Source organism: Mycobacterium syngnathidarum (assembly GCF_001942625.1).
GTDB classification, from domain to species: domain Bacteria; phylum Actinomycetota; class Actinomycetes; order Mycobacteriales; family Mycobacteriaceae; genus Mycobacterium; species Mycobacterium syngnathidarum.
Map to the genome: position 1 here is coordinate 72,418 of NZ_MLCL01000073.1, position 16,886 is coordinate 89,303.

The following is a 16,886-nucleotide window of genomic DNA, read 5'->3' on the forward strand; positions in this document are numbered from 1 at the left end:
GCTACTGCTGTACCCACCGCGCCAACTCCGCCCGCGAGGCCGTCTCGTCCTGGAGCCCGGTCCCGCGCAACAGCCGGTGCCAGGCCCGCTCCTGGGCGAAGTAGGTCTCCACGACGGCCGGCAGCCGGTCCAGGTCCAGGTCCTCTGCGGACTCTTCCACGACCGTTTAGACGCACGCGCACTCGGATCGGTTCCACCCGTTTCCGAGGCCACCGCACACTAAACTGCCGTCAGCCCTGGTGCACATCGTGAGTTACGCTCACGACCAGGGTGTGGCTGGTTTGGGGGATTGGCGATGGCGAACGACCTTCATGTTGACGCGGCTGGTCTACGCAGCGCGGCCGCCAACAGCGACGGTGTCGCAGCGGCGCTGGCCACCGGAATTCTGGAAGGCGGACGGGGCACAACCCCGAGTCAGGCCGGTGTGGCCGCGATCCTCGCCGCTGTCCAGTCCGCCCGCACCCGCCAGTCCAACCGGATCAGCGGTCAGTCCGGCGACCTCACGGTGAGCGCCGCACGCTACGACACGACCGACGAGGACGGCGGCCACGCGATCACCACGGTGAGCGTGTGAGCCCTGCTGCTCCCGGCGTGGGCGGCGCCCTGCCCAGCCGGTCGGAGCTCGAGAACTGGCCGACGGAGCACCTCGACGCCGCCGCTACCCAGCTGCGGACGATCGGCAGCCAGTCCGTCGCCCTGTTCGACGAGCACCGCCAGGGCGTCGCCGCTCCCGGCGGAACCACGTGGGCGGGTGACGGCAAGGACTCCGCACTGGACCGGGTGACGGCTGACCTCGGCGTAGTGCGCCGGCAGCGCGACGTTCATAACGAGGCCGCCGACATCGCCGAGAGCGGCGGCCATGACGTACGTGCCGCCAAGGGCGAGTTCCTCGACGCGATCACCACCGCCGTGAACGACGGGTTCAGCGTCGGTGAAGACCTCACGGCGACCGACACCCGCCGGTGGGACATCAACACGATCGTCGAGCGGAACAGGGCTGCCAAGGAGCATGCCGACGACATCCGGTGGTACGCCCAGCGGCTCGTCCAGACCGACACCTTCGTCGGTGACCGGCTGGAGGCGAAAGCCGCTGAGCTAGACGGGATCAAGTTCGAGAATGAGGGCGAGGGGCGTGACGGCACCGTTCGATTCGTCGACAACGAGACAGACGGAACAGATCCGAATCAGCCGGCGGTGGGCGCACCGAACGACGGGTCGGGGCCGATGTCCGACGCCCAGGTCGCAGCCGCCCTCAACGACCTGCTCAACGGACAGGATCTTTCTGCGGCTGAAGCAGCGCAGCTCGAAAGCGAGCTCCGCCAGGGTCTGCTAGTAGCGTCCAGCCGTGGTCTGAACGCGGGTGATGCCTATGCGCAGGCCGAAGAGGCCGCCGCCAACTTCATGTCGAAGCTGCGTCGGCCCTACATTCGACTATCAACACGGCTGGGTGTTTTCGCCGATGCGCTCCGCACACCGGAAGGCGACTTCCTGTCGGACGTCAGCGGTGATGTGATCCCCGCCGCGCGAAATGCCGCGGGTGAGTTGATTTGGGTCGATGAGACTACGGGCAGGCCTGTCGCAGAGGGAACGCCAGGGGCGATGACCATCCCAGCGCAAGGAGGATTCCACCTCGGACACGATTTCGGCTCCGAGAACTGGCGGATCCTGAGGCAAGCCATGGAGGAGGGCTGGACGCAACAGGAGCTCAACGACTTCGTGAATCGCCATAGTCCCTTCCGGCTAGAAACACCTGCAGAGAACTCCGGCCACGCCAACGAGGACCACAGCCCATACGCCCCAAATCCAGCCTGGACACCGGAGCGCCTGCAGGCCGGCGCCAACGCTGCGGCGGGCAGCAACTCGGCGCCGAGCATCTCGCTGCCGCCCAACCTGCCGAATGTGTTGAACCATCCGCCGGTCGCTCTGCCCTCCTTCGACGGCAGTCACTCGCCCGTCCCGGGACTTCCACCCGTCGCTCCGACACCGCCGCTGCCGCCGTGGCTCACCGGCGCGGGCGGCGGGGAGTACACGCATAACCCATTGGGCGGTCCCATCGGCGTCAACGTCGACACCCTGCCCGCGCCCGCGCCGGCCGCTCCGTCACCCGGGTGGAGCCCGCCCGACATCTCCGTCCACATGCCTGACGTGAACGTCACTCCCGAGGAAGCCGGGAAGGCGACCGGGGTCGTGGCGGGAATCGGCGCGTTCCTCGCGATCCTCGGCAAAATCGGCAGCGAACTGGCCTACCCGTTCAAATGATGACCCACCCAGACTCGGACCACCGTAACGACCACCGTCGACTGATCACGGTGGAGTCGGTTGTCGACGCCGTCGCCCCCTACGTCACCGATCTCAGCCAGCTGCGGCCACAGGAGGGTCCGGAATGGTTGTGGCAGTTGGCTGTTCCGGACACGTGGCAGGTCGTCCAGCTCGATACGGGATCCGTCCAACCCACGAGGACGGCCGTGGCCCAAGTTCGCGCGGACGGTGGGTGGGACGGCTGCGAAACCATCAGTGTCTACCGTTTCACAGGTTCGCCGCCGCGAACTGTCATCGCCGAGCACAACGACTGCACCTTGCGCGGACTAGGCGCCGAGTCGCTCACGACGCACCAGTTGACGGTGCCCGAAGGGCAGCAGGCGTGCGCGGTGCGCAGCAGCGGCTACTTCACCGCCGCCGGGCGCCGCATGTGGGCGCAGTACAGCACCTACGTCATGGGAGGCAGCACACGGAGCGCTGGCTCGCTGACCCTGCACGGCCTGTTCATCAGCGCCGACGCCCGCGCCCGGCTACGCGATGACGTCACCGAGCTGTCGGACGCCGTGCATGACGCATTCCTCACTGCGGTCGCTACCGTGAACGCCGAGGCACCCACCATCCCGATTCCCATAACGGAGGCTCATCGCCATGGCTCGTAGCGGTCGCCCGCCCAAGATCGATCCCCTCAAGCCGATCCACCGTGCGGTCATGAACAACGACGTCGCGGCGTTCGGTGTCGAACTCGCCGACGGGACCGACATCAACACCCCCGGTCCCGAAGACATGACTCCGCTGCACATCGCCGCCGACCGGGGCAACGTCGAGTTCGCGAAGGCGCTGCTTGGTGCCGGCGCGAACGTCGATCCGATCAACGTGTGGGGCAACACTCCGCTGTGGATGGCGATCATGAAGCAGAGCCGCACCTGTCCCGACGGTTCGATGGTGCGGTTGCTGCTGGACCATGGCGCCGACCCCAACCGCACCGAGGGCAAGAACTCCCCGCTGGTGATGATCGGCCGGATCGCCGGCTTCCCCGACGACCTCATCGTGCTGATCGAGCAGAAGGCGAAAGGACAGTAGCCATCGCCAGAATCGAGGACGTAGCGGAACTGACCGGGGTGCCGGCGGTGACCGGGCCGGCATGGACGGGACGAGGAATCCGGCTACCCGCACCACCGGATCGGCAGCATGCCCCCGAACTCGCCCAGCGTGCGGTTGACGCCGCCCGCAACGTGTCCGGTGTCGAACTCGACTACACCCCGGCCTCGCTGAGTCTCGTGGACGGAATCCTGGAAGAGTTTCGCGAGCCGGGCTCCGATGCGGTGGCCGAGACCATCTTCGTGTTCGGCTGCTACGTCGGCGAGGTGCTCGTCCGCAACGCCGACTACGAATGGGTCGACACCCCACCCGAAGTCGCCCGCTACACGTTTCCGCTCACCATCTATCGCGCGTCCACCGCGGCACATGCGAACCCGATTGGGAAGGCGTTCAAGCGTGTCGACAACGGCGACACCGACAGCGTCGCCTACTTCTACAGCGTGTTCAGCACCGACACCGCACATGGGCGCCGGGAGGTCTGAACGGCCAAGGCCTGACGGGGAGAGCACGTGGCGCAGGGCCGGTACTGTGCCGTTCGTGGCGCCCAAGAAGTTCTACTTGTCAGCCGAGGACATCGTGCCGGGCCTCGCTCCAGGGGACGGCTGCCTCGTTACCGACCGAATCGTCGTGAACGGCAGCCCAGTCGGCTACATGTACCGCGACGGCTCGGGTTGGGTGTTCACCGCCGGGGACGAGACGCCGGAGTACCTGGCCGACCCCAGCCACCTGAACATGGTGTCGCTCAACATGGTCGCCAACTACGACCGCGCGATCCTGCCGTACCTGCAGGCTCCGCCAGGGGCTGCGTTCATCCGGCACGGGGACGCCTTCGTGGAGGATCCGGAGGGCGCGCCGCGGGATCCAGATGAGCCGACACCGCCGGCGCTCAACCCGCAGTTCCCCGTCGTGAACGGCTACCACGAGCTCACGGCAGACTGGATGCTCGCGGTGCCCGAACCGATGAATTTCCGCATCGACCAGGACGCGGGCTCGTCGCGTGCGGTGTTCTGGCGGCCGGGCCTGACGGCGATGCTCACCCCGTGGGGCAACCCCCGCAACGACGCCCCCACCGAGCGCTTGCGGCAGGTGAAGGGCCACGTCTCACCGCGGGGGTTCGACCACGCCGAGTGGGAGAAGGACGGTGTGCACTACCTGACGTACCGCCTCGCCGAAGGGGCCGGCGACGCGAGGCTGCCGGCGCTCTACGGCTTCGTGGTGAGCAGCGCCGGCCACATGCAGCTGGCCGTGTACTTCGACAGCGGCGACGATCTGGCATCGGCGCAGGCACTGGTGCGGTCGATCACGAACAGGCGCTGAACGGGCGGGACTGAGGCCAGCCACATGATCGATCCCGTATTCGGAGACATCACTTTCAGCGAAGTCGGAGGCTGGGAGGGCAGCTACACCATCCTGTTTCTTGGACGTGAAGTGACCGTGCGCATGGCCCTGGGGGGCTGGGATGAAGCCGATCCGGTAGAGCCTGTCCAGCGTGACGCTGTAGAGCAGTTCACTGCCCGCAAGGCCGAGCTTTGCGGGCAGGCCGACGATGCCCTTTACTTCGAGTACCTCCAGCGCCAGCCGGAGTTGCGCGAGCAGTTCGGCGACGATGCGGACCGACTCATGCCGATCATCGACGGCAAAGAAGGCCTGTCCACTCTGGTGACACCGGACTTCTTCCAGGTTCCGCTCCCGCGTCGCAGCTCCACCGACCGCGTGGTTGCGCTCATGTACAACTGCTCGTGGGACGTCGAACTGGGACTGGCGGTCAAGTTCGTCAATGAGTCCATCGCCGAGGTCGGACCGCAGAACATCGTGCTCTAGATGCAGGAACTGGTCTGGGCGCACGATGTCTTCGTGAGTTCTGTCTGGGTCGCGACCGGTGAATCTCCCGGGTGGTGCGCCACAGTCACCAGCGGCGGCGCGCTTGACGGCCCTGCAATGGCGTGACAGTGCCGCGCGGTTCAGCGCCCGCGAGCCGCGCGGAGTTGTGCGTGGAGTTCGGCGATGACGGTGACGGAGGCTTGGTTCTTTCGTTCGAGGTCGGTGTTGTGTTGGCGCAGCTTTGCGATGGTCTGCTTGAGCTTGGTGACCGTTTCCTGCAGCTCGACGTCACGTGGCGCAGATTGTGCGCCCACGGCGGAGTTCCAGTCGGCGATTACGGCGTCGGCCCGATTCATGGTGGCGCGACTGACAGCGGCCTCGACATGCGGGTTCGCTTTGGCGAGCCGCCCGTCGGTCCGTTTGGGCTTGTCTGACAGGAGTCGCTGCACGCGTCGCGCAGCTTCTTCTCCGTCGCAGGGCTGACGGCGGTCATCTGGGCTCCTGCTGGGTGATTCGTCGAACGTCGGCCAGTTGGATTTCGAGCCGGTGTCTGTTTGACGCCGTTATGCCTCGGCACCTGGTCCGAGAATGCCTTTGTCTGGAGGCTCGGTGGACTTGCTGCGTAGGCGGCTTGCTTGATGTGTTGCAAGAAGATCACCACGCAACGTTGCGTTTTCGCCCCGGAGCTGTTCGTTTTCAGCTCGTAGCTGTCGGATGACGTCGGTGGCCACCGCCAGCTTGACTTCGGCCGAAGCCGCTTTTGAACGAGCGCTACGTGGCCCTGGTTCGAGTAGGCGCGGAGGTTGTCGGCGGCGCTCGGTGATCTCGTGACGGAGGTCCGGATCACCGTATAGGTACCCCTTTGACACGCTGGCCTCATTGGCGACCGTATTGAAATTGATCGGCGCCCCACGATTTGCCAACGAAACCAGAGCGCGCCGAGCTCGTGCCTTCGCATCTGCGCTCTTTCGTGCCGCCGCAGCGCGAAGACGATCGACGCGGGCGGTGTTGGTCTCAGTCATCGCCGCAGTCCTCCTCGTCGTCGGGTACCTGATTGAGTCCATCGATGATGGTGTCGAGCCGCGTGACGACACTCGCGTGCGCTTCAGCCGCGCGTTGCCGGCCGTCGGCTTCGGCAATATCGAGTTCCCTGATTGCCTCGTCGCGTTGGCGGATGTGAACCGGTAGGAACGTTCGAGTCGTCCGAAAGAACGTGCAGCTCAAGCACGGGCTGGGAAGAAACTCGCATTTCTGCTTCTCAGGCAGCGTGCAGAACCCGTTGGGCAATGTTGACCGGATAAAGCGGTCGCGGAGGCGCTCCACATCGACGGTTGCGTTATCTGGGGGTTCAACATTTTGGCCGTCAATGTCCACGGATTTGTTGATGAATTCGAGGTACTTGTCGCGCAATTTGTCATCGTTGATCTCGGCATATGCCTGCATCATGGTCGGGCTCTTGTGACCCAGGAAGGTTTGGACCTCGTACTGGCTCCAGCCCTCATTGAGCAGCCCAGTGGCGATGCTGTGCCGAAATCGATGCAGGTGTGCGCCGTTCAGGGTCTCGCCGGTGATGGCAGAGCCGACGATGCCGTGCTCCCGATACAAACCCCATACAAAGTTCCGAAAGCGGGCGAAGGGCCACGGTGACGGCCCGTCGGGATTGACAACGCTATTGGTGCGCGGCCTGCGGCCCGCGTACGGAAACATCCATTTGCAAGATGGACCGTAAGTTCGTGCTACCCATAGCTTTTGTCTTACAAGATCGCCGCCGAGCTTTGGCGGTAGAGGGACTCGACGCCAGTCCTGGATCTTGGATTGGAAGTACTCCAAGGTGTAACCCCGGCCGTCGGTGTAGGTGACGGCGTCGTTCGGCAGCATCAGTGCCTCGCTGGCCCGCGGGCCGACCGCACGAAACAGTCGAAGGATCAACCGTTCCGCCGGAGGCATCGCGGTTTCGTCGGCAAGTAGACGATCGATAGCCTCAAGGATGTCGGCCGGAAATGGCTTCGGATGTCGCGTCTTCGGAATTGCGTTCTCGCCGCGCCGCAGAAACACCGTTTCAGGCAACTCCGGCACGATGCCTTCGATCTTCAGATCATTGAGCAATCGTGCGAGCGTATTGACGGCATGCAGGTCCGTTTCCGTGCTGTCTTCGTCGCGCACCCATGCTACGAAATCTAGGAATACCTCGCGAGACATGTCGGCGGGTTCGATCTGACCGATCTCCTCGTTGAGGTACCGACTGAAGATCGAACCAGCACGCACGTAGGTCCCGATAGTTCCCCATGCGCGCGAGCCAGACCGAAGCTGCTCGCGAGCGAGTGTCTTCAGCCCCTCCCGCAGCCAAAGGCATTCCATTTTTGTCCAGTAGATCAATCCGTCCGCGACGACATTGATACGCCCGGACAGGTCAAATTCTGATGGATGCCAGACGTTGGAGGCGGACAGGTCGGCGGTGGCTTCGTCGAGCAGTCGGCGCATGCCGACGATTGCCAAGGCGAAGTCTCCGGTGATCGCTGTGCGGACCTGCCCAGGAAACATCGCCTGGGTCTGCTGCACGAATAGGTGACATCTGAGTTGGCTTGCCCATGACGGGCGGGCTGAGAGGATGTCTTTGTGCCCAAGCCCTACCCCCGTGAGTTCCGCGACGATGTCGTGCGGGTCGCTCGCAACCGAGATGACGGTGTGACGATCGAGCAGGTCGCCGCCGATTTCGGGGTGCATCCGATGACGCTGCACAAGTGGATGCGCCAGGCCGATATCGACGAGGGCGCCAAGCCCGGCAAGAGCACCACCGAGTCCGGTGAACTGCGCGAAGCCCGGCAACGGATCAAGCTGCTCGAGCAGGAGAACGAGGTGCTGCGCCGGGCTGCGGCGTATCTGTCGCAGGCCAATCTGCCGGGAAAAGGCTCTACCCGCTCGTGAAAGAGCTCGCCGCCGACGGGATTCCCGTCGCGGTGACGTGCCGGGTCCTGCAGCTCGCCCGCCAGCCCTACTACCGGTGGCTGGCCAAACCCATTACCGACGCCGAACTCATCGAGGCCCACCGCGCCAACGCCCTGTTCGATGCCCACCACGAGGATCCGGAGTTCGGCTATCGCTACCTGGTCGAGGAGGCCTGTGATGCCGGTGAGCCGATGGCGGCGCGCACCGGCTGGCGGATCTGTACGGACAACAGGTGGTGGAGTGTGTTCGGTAAGAAGCGCGGCAAGAACGGCAAGGCCGGACCACCGGTGCATGACGATCTCGTCGAGCGTGACTTCACCGCTGATGCACCAAATCAGTTGTGGCTGACCGATATCACTGAGCATCGCACTGGCGAGGGCAAGCTCTACCTGTGTGCGATCAAGGATGTGTTCTCCAACCGCATCGTCGGGTATTCGATCGACTCCCGGATGAAGTCCCGACTGGCCACCCAGGCACTGCACAGTGCGGTCGCGCGGCGTGGCGAGGTGGCTGGTTGCATTCTGCATTCCGATCGCGGATCTCAGTTCAGGTCAAGGAAATTCGTCCATGCACTGGGTAACTACGACATGGTCGGATCCATGGGCCGGGTGGGGGCGGCCGGCGACAACGCGGCCATGGAGAGCTTCTTCAGCCTGTTGCAGAAGAATGTCCTGGACCGCCGTCGCTGGGACACTCGGGAAGAACTGCGGATCGCGATCGTCACCTGGATCGAACGGACCTACCACCGGCGCCGCCGCCAGACCGGCCTCGGGCGGTTGACCCCGATCGAATTCGAAGCCATCATGACCGCACCGGCCAGTCAGGCCGCGTGACCGAAACTGTCACCTGATCGTGCAGCAGACCCCCTCCAACCGCGAAGCGCTGTTTTTGATGTCGGCAGGGGGCAGTGGAAATTCCAGAAGACTGCCGATGTTGTACTTGACTGCTAGCTCGATTGCCCCGCGCAGTACGTTGCAGATGTATTCGGGCTCATGCCATCTCATCCGCGTGGTCTTGATTGCGGCTATGTATCTCAGCTCGGTGGCGAGTGTGTGCGAAACCAGCCGGAAGTCGACCGGAGGGAAGTGCGGCTTCGGCGTCACCATTCCACGTGGTTTGCAGATCGGGCCGCGACTGGCTTGGTCCTTAACGAACGTGGCTACATCGGATGCGTGTTTGTCGCGCATATACCGTCGCCGGTGTGCGATACACAAAACGTCGGTGGCGCGGACCGGATCGCCGTCAGATCGGCCAGCTGGCCGATCGCAGATCGTTACAGCGCATGAGACGTTGCCGGATGTGGCATAGCGTGGCGGTCGTTCGATGTGCCACACATCGACATTCCAGGGGCCATCGGGAACTTGGAGGTCAGCTGTCGATGGCCGGGCCTTCCTGTGCGCCTTGTCGGCAGTCACGATTCGGCCTTAGCCATGGTGCTCTGCCAGTACTTGTCTGCGATGTCGTCATCGGCCAAGTGGATGTACTTGTCTGCGCTCATTGCCGACGACTGTCCGAGCCGCTTTGCGATTTGAGGTGCTGACCAGCCCTCTTTAGCGAGGGCCGTCCCATGGGTGTGTCGCAGCACGTGTGGGGTGAGTGCAATACCTGCTCGTTTGCCGATACCAGTGATGACTTGTATGGCATTGGCGTATTGCATCGGCCGGCCGCGATTCTGTAGCTGGAGATTGACGAACACGTAGTCGCTGTCAATGCCGAGTGCAAGCTGTTCGTCTACCAAGCTGTTGGCGTAGTAGTCGAAAAATCGCTTCGGTACGTCAACGGTGAACTCAGTGCGCTGCTTCGACAGAGCGCCGTTGACGTTGTCGGTCCGGCGGATGACGCGGACTCGCTTGCGGGCGATGTCGAGGTCTTCGTGGTGGATCCCGAGGCTCTGGGAAATTCTGAGCCCACCATCGAACATTGCGCTGAGTAGGAGTCGGTCGCGTGCGGTGTTCGCTGCCCGGACCAGCCGGCTGAAGTCAGTCTCGAAGTCGACGATCTGCGGCGGTTTGGCCTTCGGCCCCCGGACCTTCAATCGTCGTTCGTGGTGCTTACGTTGACCGCTGACGTGCGCAAGGAAGTCGTAGGACGTTCTCTTGCCTCCCTGCACCTCTCGATACAGGCGGAGGTCCATGGGGCCACGCCCTTCGAATCGATGGAAGGTCAGGAACGAGTGAACGGCAGCCAACACTGCTTCGCATGTCGATCGACCTCGAGGCGCTTGTGGCCGATACTCGCCGACCTGTTTGAGGGCGCGAAGGGATCCATCGGCAAGGTCCTGCGCGAACATGCACAGGCCATCGAAATCGAGGTGGTGCCAGTCGACGCTGCGAGCGTCGAGCCATCTGAACAACAGGGCGAGATGGCGGGCATACGACCTGATCGTGTTGGGTGAGTTGTCCATCGCCCGGAGATACCGGAGGAAGGTTTCGACATCTTCGATCGGGCGGCCATCATGGTCGACGACGGTCGTCGCCTGTCGTCCGTCAGGCATCGTGACGGCCACAGCTCGTACGTTCGATACGCTCACCCGCTGCTCCTACGCCGTTGACGAATGGCTGCAGATAAATACGACCGTAGCGACAAGGGGAGCCGATTTATGTGAGGCGCACCGAGTCAATTACCCTGGTCGGGACGTGCGGGAGTCGCTAGAGATAACGAATCCGGGTACCCCGACAAGATTTTCAGCCCGCGTAGCTCAGCGGATAGAGCGCCTGTTTCCGAAGCAGGAGGTTCCGAGTTCGATTCTCGGCGTGGGTACTTCGCCTCCATAGCTCAGTCTGGTCCAGAGCCACCGACTTTTAATCGGAGGGTCGCAGGTTCGAATCCTGCTGGGGGCACCAGGTCGTATCTTCGGCCGAGATCTGGAAGATGAACGCGCCCGGGCGCGCACGGCTTCGAACACCGTTGGTCGCTTCGGCGATGGGGATCAGCGCCTCCGTCTTCCGCTTTACGGGGATCTCTCCCCTATGCGTCCGTGGTCTAGCGGCTATGACGCCGGTCTCCAAAACCGGACAACGCAGGTTCGAGTCCTGCCGGGCGTGCAGATCTCCGATCACCGAACGATGGTCGGATCCAGAGGTCGTGGCGACGATCGCGGTCTCGTCCATGGCGCCGTGCTGTGATGGCTAGGCACTCGGGCTTTCACCTCGGGGATGCGCGGGTTCGATTCCCGTCGGCGCTACTGCTTTCGGCGTGTCGTGGCACTTCAGTGGAACATTCCGCACGCCGCGTAGATGCTTAATCCGCGAGATCCTGTGTCAACGCCATCCCCCTGGTATCACTTGGCGAAGGCACCTCCACGACGCCGCACCTATCCTCGGACGAGAGGTGACCTGCACGGGATCTCGTAAATATGCCCCTGTAGCTCAGCGGATAGAGCGGCGCGGTCCTAACGCGACGGTCGGCGGTTCGAATCCGTCTAGGGGCACAGGTTTTCGAGCATGACGAGGGGAATAACCATGACGCGTAATCCTCACCTGCTGCCGGCCGGCGTCGGAGACCTGTTCATCGTGGACGTCGAAGCGACTGACAAGACTCCGATGTCAGGTCTGATGACCGAGTTCGCCGTGGTCCACGTCGTCACTGGGGCGTCGTTCTATGGGCACGTGTACCGCGCTCATCCGCACCCTGACACCCCGGCCCTGCCGGTCGTGGAACTCGACGCCGCGGGACGACCGATCGTTGACGCCTATTGGATCACCGACGGCCACGACACCGCAGATGCCACTCACGCCCGCGAGGCCAGCGGAGTGGCCCGGGCGCTGCACCGCTGGCTCGACGGCTTCGGTCTCGCACGGTGCACATTGGTCAGCGACAACAACGGCTTCGATGCGATGTGGCTGAACTGCTTCACCGATGAACAGCTCCGGCGAGTGCTGTTCGGTCACTCGTCGCGGCGCATCGGTGACTTCTACGCCGGCTCCCGCGGCAAGTGGAACGATCAATCATCGTGGAAGGGGATGCGGCGTACCCGGCACACCCACCATCCGCTCGATGACGCTCACGGAAACGCTGAAGCCCTGCGGACCCTGTTGGGCATTCCGGAGCCTCGCCTCGCCGAAGCTTCGCACTAGAGAGAAGCCGCGGGCCGTCGGCGCAGTTGGCAACGCGCTTCCACGGCATGGAAAGGTCGCTCGTTCGGACCCAGCCGGGACCACGCTTCATGGTCGAACGCGATTTACCGCGGCGGGTGTCGGTGCGAGCGCCCCGAGACCAGTGTCGCCGCCCGTATCAGCCAGCGCGGAGTAGGGCAGGTAGGTAGCCCGCCGGGCTCATAACCCGGAGGTCGCGGGTTCGAATCCCGCCTCCGCAACGACGTTCGCGCTGTCCGGGGTTCGATTCCCTCGTCCGATCTCCATGGGGAGGGAAGGAGGCAGGCGCGGCAAACCCGGTGAGACTCGAAAACCATCGAGTTCAAGGCCGAGCAGCACGGAGCATCGCCGTGCCTGACGCTCCGTAGCTCAGCTGGCAGAGCTCCGCACTCATAATGCGGTGGTCGCGGGTTCAAGTCCCGCCGGAGCAACGACGCGCCGACCAAAGCAGGCCGGCGCACCCTGGGAGGGCCAACCCGACGGATGGCGACGGGAACTGTCTTGAAAACAGCCGAAGCGCAAGCTCTTGGGAGTTCGATCCTCCCGCCCTCCGCGCACCGACACGGTTGAACACCGCGCTGGAACTGCCTACCCGGTTGAGATGCCAGGTGCGGGTGGCTCCGCCTCTGTGGCCGTGGACAGGCGGTTCGGCGACGTCGGCCGGACTGATCTGTATGTCGGCCTGTCATGGCGGTGGTAGCTCAATCGGCAGAGCACCTGGTTGTGGTCCAGGAGGTAGTCGGGTTCGAATCCCACGCATCGCCCCAGACGTCTCCCTCGGACGGGAACGGCCCCGCGGGCCGCGCGGACGGCCAAACATGCCGCCCATCTGAATTCCAGTGCCCGCGGACTGCCAAGGGCGCATCTTCGCATTTCAATCGTGTTTTCTTGCGATGCACAGGTGAGCGCTGGCTCGGGATAAAAACACCGATGCGGACCTGAAAGTACCAATCAAGCCACCGCTGCAGTAACGTGAGCACACAGACGCACCGTTAACCGAGAACTCATAAATACGCAATGGAGTGAATCGTGGCTGACCAAGCAGAAGACTCCGAACTGGCAGCGAAGATCAATCGGCTGTTCGAGATCATGCGGAAACCGACCGAATCGCCGCTCTCTAATGCTGCCGCAGCTGAGGCCATCACCGCGAAGACCGGCGTATCGATCAGCTCCGCCTACCTGTGGCAGCTTAGGTCAGGGATGAAAACCAATCCCACGATCGCTCACCTTCGTGCGATTGCTACATACTTCGGCGTTCCTGCGTCCTACCTGATTGACGATGGTACGGACCCCAACATTGACGCCCAGCTGCGTTTGCTACAGACTCTCCGAGATGCCGGAGTGCGTGACATCGCCGCACGTGCGTCTGGACTGACACCACAGTCGCTTGAGAGTATTCGAATAATGGTTGACCAGGCACGACGCGTCGAGCAACTGCCCCCTGTCGATCATGCCGATGACGAGTCCTGACCAGGCGGACCTGTAGCGGGGGTTCTCAATGACACTGTCCAACCAAGACATGCTTGACCTAGCGCGAACGCTCCCGATCCCCTCTCCATGGGACCGGGACGTTTTTGTGCAGGGGGTTGCCGACATGCGCGGTCGGCCGATCACGTTGATCCCAACCGACACTGCCTCGCTGATCGATAGTCCGTGCGGGCTGTGGCTTCGCCGGGATTCTGATGATCTGATCCTGCATGAGGCGGGGACGTCGGACTACCACGTCGACCAAATTGTCTGTCACGAGATCGGGCATATGCTCCTCGGTCACGGAGTCGCTGTCCGACCGACCACAGATGGTCAGCACAGGGCCGAAGTGTGTCGTGGTCTACTTCCCACGCTCGATCCCGAAAGTGTTCTCGCAGTGTTGGGACGCAAGGAGTTTGAGGTCGACCAGGAACGTGACGCTGAGATGTTCGCATACATCCTCATGCTGACGGCAATGGAGCGCAGCAACGAAGCATCGATGATGCGCAGCGTGTTCTTCCGGTCGCGATGACGACAGTTCCCGCCGCAATCACATGGCCGCTACTTGCCCTGATGGCTGTGATCGTCGTGGTGCGGTATGCGTTTTTCAGATCCAGTTCCTACGAGCGGTATCTGAACCGCACGCTGAGCCTGCTGCTGCTGGCGAACCTGTTGCGTGAGCCCGTGATCGATAGCTATCTGATTGAGTCTGGATTGCTCACAATTGCTGATGCTCAACAGATCTCGCTGGTGCTGCTGATCTTCGCCTGTACGGAGTTCATGGGGTTCGTAACGGTCTGGGCGAATAACCACAGCGGTGCGTCGTCTGAAGGTGTCCGGCGACGGCACTTCTACCATCGAGTCGCCGCCGCCGCGCTGGCCGCGGCCTTCATTGCTGCTGGCACCCCGGCGCGTAATGCGGGTCAAACACTCGAGCAGTTCGGCGGATGGACCAGCGTCACAGCATGGGTTTTCGACACCACAATCTATGTGGCCATGGCGACGATGCTCATCAGGATGGTGCACAAGGAACTCATCCGCCCTGATGCCCACCGCAACGAGCGCCTGGTGGCCGTCGCCGGCTACACGATCGCGATATCCATCATCATCACCTGCGTCGAGGCAGTCGCCCTCAACGTGTTCGAGAATTTGAACTGGCTGCACAGCGTGGACTTCCGCCTCAAACTGCATGGCAGCTGCATCTTTTGGGAATCGACGCTGGCCATGGTGCTCGGCACAGTGCCCGTTGTGCTCGCCCTCAACGCCCGCGCCGGGTGGGATGCCACCAGTCGCAACTGGCGAAGACTGCAGCCCTTGAAGGAAAGCATGATCGAGGCGGTGCCTTCGGTGGCATTCGAACTGCAATCCCGTGCGTCCGGACGGCAGAAAACTTCTCTGGATCTGCACCAGGCCACGGTGCAGATCCGTGACGCCATCCTGCGACTGCGCGGCTACGTCACAGGCATCGATGATGATCACATCGCCGACTATCTGCGCAGATGGGCCGTGCCTGAAGAACAACGGGACGCGGCAGCCCAGGCCCTGCGACTCGCCTGGGCAATCAACGCCAAAAATTCCGGTGTCGATCCAACGCCGCTGGACACATCAACCATCGTGCAGTCACGTTCGACCACCCTTGAAGAAGAAACCGCCGAGCTGCTGCGCTTGGCGACCTGGTGGCCGGAGGCTCAGGCGGCTGTTCGCCAGCGCCGGACCGCCCAGCCCCGATCCCAGGAGCGAGCATGAGTCAAGACACCGCCGCAATTCCTCACTCACGCTGGCGCATGCCGATCATCGGTGACCTTCTGACCGTCGACGTGAACAAGCCCTGCCAGAAGCTGGCAAAGGACATCACGGCCTACGACGGCATCCTCGAACAGCGCATCTTCGACCTCCCGGCGATCGTGGTCTCGCGCACCGATCTCGTCAACGAGATCAATGACGAAGCGTCGTGGGAAAAGCATGTCGGACACTCTCTGCGCGCACTGCGCCCGGTGGCAGGTGACGGTCTGTTCACCGCCTACAGCCATGAGCCGAACTGGCGGAAAGCGCACAACATCCTGACGCCGGCATTCAGCAAGAAAGCGATGACGGCTTACCACTCGACGATGGTGTCAACCGTGCGAGAACTGGTCGATTCATGGAATGCCAAGCAGGGCCAGTGGATTGACATCGCCGCAGCAGGCAACCGGTTCACCACCGAGGTCATCGGCCGCGCCGGCATCGGCCACTCGTTCAACCGTCTCGACGAAGTCAGCGATGATCCTTTCACCACCACCGTGCTGCGAGAGCTCCGCTATGCGAATCGACGCACCGACGCAATACCGCTCTACACCAAGTTGTTCGGCAAAGCGCAGAGAAACCAGCACCTGCAAGACAAAGCGTGGCTGCGCTCGCAGATCTCCACCCTCATCGACGAGCGGAGAAATGCCGGGGCACCGGCCGGCGACGCGGACATCCTGGACTCCATGCTCACCACCCCCGACCCCGACACTGGAGAAACCCTCGATGACGCCAACATCATCAACCAGATCCTGACCCTGCTCGTAGCGGGCAGCGAAACATCGGCCAACGCGATCGGCTTCGCCCTTCACTATCTGGCCAACAACCCCGACATCGCCACCGCATGCCGAGCCGAGATCGACACCTACTGGCCCGACTCTGACATTCCTGACTGCGAATTCGGCGACATCGCACCGATGCGCTACCTGCGTCGCGTTGTCGACGAAACACTACGGCTGTGGCCGGTAGCGCCAGGCTATTTCCGACAGGCAAAGCATGACACAACAATCGGCGGCGAATACCACTTCAAAGCCGGGGATTGGGTCTTCGTGCTGCTCCTGGCCGCGCATCGAGATACCGCCGCGTGGGGGCCAGACGCCGCGCAATTCAACCCCGATCGGTTTCTGGCCGAAAACCTCCGCGGTCTCCCGCCACGCATCTACAAACCATTCGGCACTGGCCCCCGAGCGTGCATCGGCCGCCAGTTCGCACTACACGAAATCATGCTGACGCTGGCCGCCATACTGCATCAGTTCGAGCTTGAACCGGAACCAGGCTACGAACTCACAGCCAGTGAGACAATCACCATCAAGCCAGAAGGCCTGCGACTAAAGGTGAACGCCCGCAGTCGATAGCAGGCAGGTTCGGTGTGGGCGTCCGCCAGCGGTGAAGTACTCCGGTGGGGTGAAGGGGCGCAGC

At 63.0% G+C, this 16,886-nt stretch carries 18 protein-coding genes and 8 tRNA genes; 21 read left to right on the forward strand and 5 right to left on the reverse strand.

Going from position 1 to position 16,886, the window contains the following annotated elements; translation table 11 throughout:
* Position 1 precedes the first annotated feature (1 nt).
* The gene (locus BKG60_RS32025) at positions 2-160 is read right to left on the reverse strand and encodes a hypothetical protein (protein WP_165588885.1); all 159 of its coding nucleotides are present in this window, start codon (positions 158-160) and stop codon (positions 2-4) included.
* A 135-nt stretch (positions 161-295) separates the two neighbouring features.
* Here BKG60_RS32025 and BKG60_RS19115 point away from each other — a divergent pair, with 135 nt between their 5' ends.
* From BKG60_RS19115 to BKG60_RS19145, 7 genes are read left to right on the forward strand one after another with little or no spacing between them, the layout of a single operon-like run.
* On the forward strand, positions 296-574 hold the full coding sequence (locus tag BKG60_RS19115; protein ID WP_047036548.1) for a type VII secretion target: 279 nt from the start codon (positions 296-298) through the stop codon (positions 572-574).
* Positions 571-2,259, forward strand: a complete 1,689-nt coding sequence (locus tag BKG60_RS19120) for a GH-E family nuclease (RefSeq protein WP_082131831.1) — start codon at positions 571-573, stop codon at positions 2,257-2,259. The genes BKG60_RS19115 and BKG60_RS19120 overlap by 4 nt, the downstream gene beginning before the upstream one ends.
* On the forward strand, positions 2,259-2,918 hold the full coding sequence (locus BKG60_RS19125; protein ID WP_047036549.1) for a hypothetical protein: 660 nt from the start codon (positions 2,259-2,261) through the stop codon (positions 2,916-2,918). Before BKG60_RS19120 ends, BKG60_RS19125 begins: the two co-directional genes overlap by 1 nt.
* A complete protein-coding gene (locus BKG60_RS19130) occupies positions 2,908-3,339 on the forward strand; it encodes an ankyrin repeat domain-containing protein (protein WP_075909840.1) in 432 nt (143 codons plus the stop codon). The genes BKG60_RS19125 and BKG60_RS19130 overlap by 11 nt, the downstream gene beginning before the upstream one ends.
* A 47-nt stretch (positions 3,340-3,386) precedes the next feature.
* Positions 3,387-3,839 (forward strand): hypothetical protein, encoded by a 453-nt coding sequence (locus BKG60_RS19135; protein ID WP_235624422.1) that lies wholly within the window; start codon positions 3,387-3,389, stop codon positions 3,837-3,839.
* A gap of 55 nt (positions 3,840-3,894) precedes the next feature.
* A complete protein-coding gene (locus BKG60_RS19140) occupies positions 3,895-4,674 on the forward strand; it encodes a DUF2185 domain-containing protein (RefSeq protein WP_047036802.1) in 780 nt (259 codons plus the stop codon).
* 24 nt (positions 4,675-4,698) lie between these two features.
* Positions 4,699-5,178 carry a DUF6985 domain-containing protein gene (locus tag BKG60_RS19145; RefSeq protein ID WP_047036552.1) on the forward strand — a complete coding sequence of 160 codons (480 nt, stop codon included), beginning with the start codon at positions 4,699-4,701 and terminating at the stop codon, positions 5,176-5,178.
* Positions 5,179-5,318: 140 nt separating this feature from the next.
* Here the strand turns inward: BKG60_RS19145 and BKG60_RS19150 are convergent, their stop codons facing one another.
* The 3 genes from BKG60_RS19150 to BKG60_RS19155 form a co-directional block, all read right to left on the reverse strand.
* On the reverse strand, positions 5,319-5,627 hold the full coding sequence (locus tag BKG60_RS19150) for a hypothetical protein (protein ID WP_047036554.1): 309 nt from the start codon (positions 5,625-5,627) through the stop codon (positions 5,319-5,321).
* A 114-nt stretch (positions 5,628-5,741) separates the two neighbouring features.
* Entirely contained in the window at positions 5,742-6,200 is a 459-nt protein-coding gene (locus BKG60_RS31750; protein WP_131721832.1) for a DUF6262 family protein, read from the reverse strand.
* The gene (locus BKG60_RS19155; RefSeq protein ID WP_052773180.1) at positions 6,193-7,737 is read right to left on the reverse strand and encodes a tyrosine-type recombinase/integrase; all 1,545 of its coding nucleotides are present in this window, start codon (positions 7,735-7,737) and stop codon (positions 6,193-6,195) included. The genes BKG60_RS31750 and BKG60_RS19155 overlap by 8 nt, the downstream gene beginning before the upstream one ends.
* Before the next feature lie 57 nt (positions 7,738-7,794).
* Between BKG60_RS19155 and BKG60_RS19165 the strand changes: the two genes are divergently transcribed.
* Positions 7,795-8,957, forward strand: a protein-coding gene (locus tag BKG60_RS19165) for an IS3 family transposase (protein WP_110812385.1) whose coding sequence is annotated in 2 segments (ribosomal slippage) — positions 7,795-8,079 and positions 8,082-8,957 — 1,161 coding nt in all. Because the reading frame shifts where the segments join, the coding sequence is not laid out codon by codon here.
* Between the two features lie 578 nt (positions 8,958-9,535).
* On the opposite strand, the gene BKG60_RS19175 is transcribed toward BKG60_RS19165, so the two are convergent.
* Complete coding sequence (locus tag BKG60_RS19175) at positions 9,536-10,630, reverse strand: tyrosine-type recombinase/integrase (RefSeq protein WP_242671618.1); 1,095 nt, start codon at positions 10,628-10,630, stop codon at positions 9,536-9,538.
* Positions 10,631-10,811: 181 nt separating this feature from the next.
* On the opposite strand from BKG60_RS19175, the gene BKG60_RS19180 reads away from it, so the two are divergent.
* The 13 genes from BKG60_RS19180 (at position 10,812) to BKG60_RS19240 (ending at position 16,822) form a co-directional block, all read left to right on the forward strand.
* Positions 10,812-10,884 (forward strand) — tRNA-Arg (locus tag BKG60_RS19180).
* Between the two features lie 4 nt (positions 10,885-10,888).
* Positions 10,889-10,967: transfer RNA gene (locus BKG60_RS19185), tRNA-Lys, on the forward strand.
* 128 nt (positions 10,968-11,095) lie between these two features.
* A tRNA-Trp gene (locus BKG60_RS19190) sits at positions 11,096-11,168 on the forward strand.
* A gap of 66 nt (positions 11,169-11,234) precedes the next feature.
* Positions 11,235-11,308, forward strand: a tRNA-Glu gene (locus BKG60_RS19195).
* 173 nt (positions 11,309-11,481) lie between these two features.
* Positions 11,482-11,554: transfer RNA gene (locus BKG60_RS19200), tRNA-Arg, on the forward strand.
* Between the two features lie 31 nt (positions 11,555-11,585).
* A complete protein-coding gene (locus BKG60_RS19205; RefSeq protein ID WP_052773181.1) occupies positions 11,586-12,200 on the forward strand; it encodes a hypothetical protein in 615 nt (204 codons plus the stop codon).
* 165 nt (positions 12,201-12,365) lie between these two features.
* Positions 12,366-12,439, forward strand: a tRNA-Met gene (locus tag BKG60_RS19210).
* Positions 12,440-12,576: 137 nt separating this feature from the next.
* Positions 12,577-12,649: transfer RNA gene (locus BKG60_RS19215), tRNA-Met, on the forward strand.
* A gap of 259 nt (positions 12,650-12,908) precedes the next feature.
* Positions 12,909-12,985 (forward strand) — tRNA-His (locus tag BKG60_RS19220).
* A 262-nt stretch (positions 12,986-13,247) separates the two neighbouring features.
* A complete protein-coding gene (locus BKG60_RS19225) occupies positions 13,248-13,688 on the forward strand; it encodes a helix-turn-helix domain-containing protein (RefSeq protein ID WP_408632119.1) in 441 nt (146 codons plus the stop codon).
* A gap of 28 nt (positions 13,689-13,716) precedes the next feature.
* The gene (locus BKG60_RS19230; protein WP_083650322.1) at positions 13,717-14,217 is read left to right on the forward strand and encodes a hypothetical protein; all 501 of its coding nucleotides are present in this window, start codon (positions 13,717-13,719) and stop codon (positions 14,215-14,217) included.
* A gap of 41 nt (positions 14,218-14,258) precedes the next feature.
* Positions 14,259-15,431, forward strand: coding sequence for a DUF6545 domain-containing protein (locus tag BKG60_RS19235; RefSeq protein WP_131827523.1), 1,173 nt, complete (start codon positions 14,259-14,261; stop codon positions 15,429-15,431).
* Positions 15,428-16,822 (forward strand): cytochrome P450, encoded by a 1,395-nt coding sequence (locus BKG60_RS19240; protein ID WP_075909842.1) that lies wholly within the window; start codon positions 15,428-15,430, stop codon positions 16,820-16,822. Before BKG60_RS19235 ends, BKG60_RS19240 begins: the two co-directional genes overlap by 4 nt.
* The last annotated feature ends 64 nt before the right edge of the window (positions 16,823-16,886 follow it).

Excerpts from the sequence above, each read along its gene's own strand:
- BKG60_RS31750 (WP_131721832.1), bottom strand. The coding sequence starts at position 6,200 with ATGACTGAGACCAACACCGCCCGCGTCGATCGTCTTCGCGCTGCGGCG.
- BKG60_RS19240 (WP_075909842.1), top strand. The coding sequence starts at position 15,428 with ATGAGTCAAGACACCGCCGCAATTCCTCACTCACGCTGGCGCATGCCG.
- BKG60_RS19205 (WP_052773181.1), top strand. The coding sequence starts at position 11,586 with ATGACGCGTAATCCTCACCTGCTGCCGGCCGGCGTCGGAGACCTGTTC.
- BKG60_RS19130 (WP_075909840.1), top strand. The coding sequence starts at position 2,908 with ATGGCTCGTAGCGGTCGCCCGCCCAAGATCGATCCCCTCAAGCCGATC.
- BKG60_RS19125 (WP_047036549.1), top strand. The coding sequence starts at position 2,259 with ATGACCCACCCAGACTCGGACCACCGTAACGACCACCGTCGACTGATC.
- BKG60_RS19145 (WP_047036552.1), top strand. The coding sequence starts at position 4,699 with ATGATCGATCCCGTATTCGGAGACATCACTTTCAGCGAAGTCGGAGGC.
- BKG60_RS19230 (WP_083650322.1), top strand. The coding sequence starts at position 13,717 with ATGACACTGTCCAACCAAGACATGCTTGACCTAGCGCGAACGCTCCCG.
- BKG60_RS19235 (WP_131827523.1), top strand. The coding sequence starts at position 14,259 with ATGGCTGTGATCGTCGTGGTGCGGTATGCGTTTTTCAGATCCAGTTCC.
- BKG60_RS19115 (WP_047036548.1), top strand. The coding sequence starts at position 296 with ATGGCGAACGACCTTCATGTTGACGCGGCTGGTCTACGCAGCGCGGCC.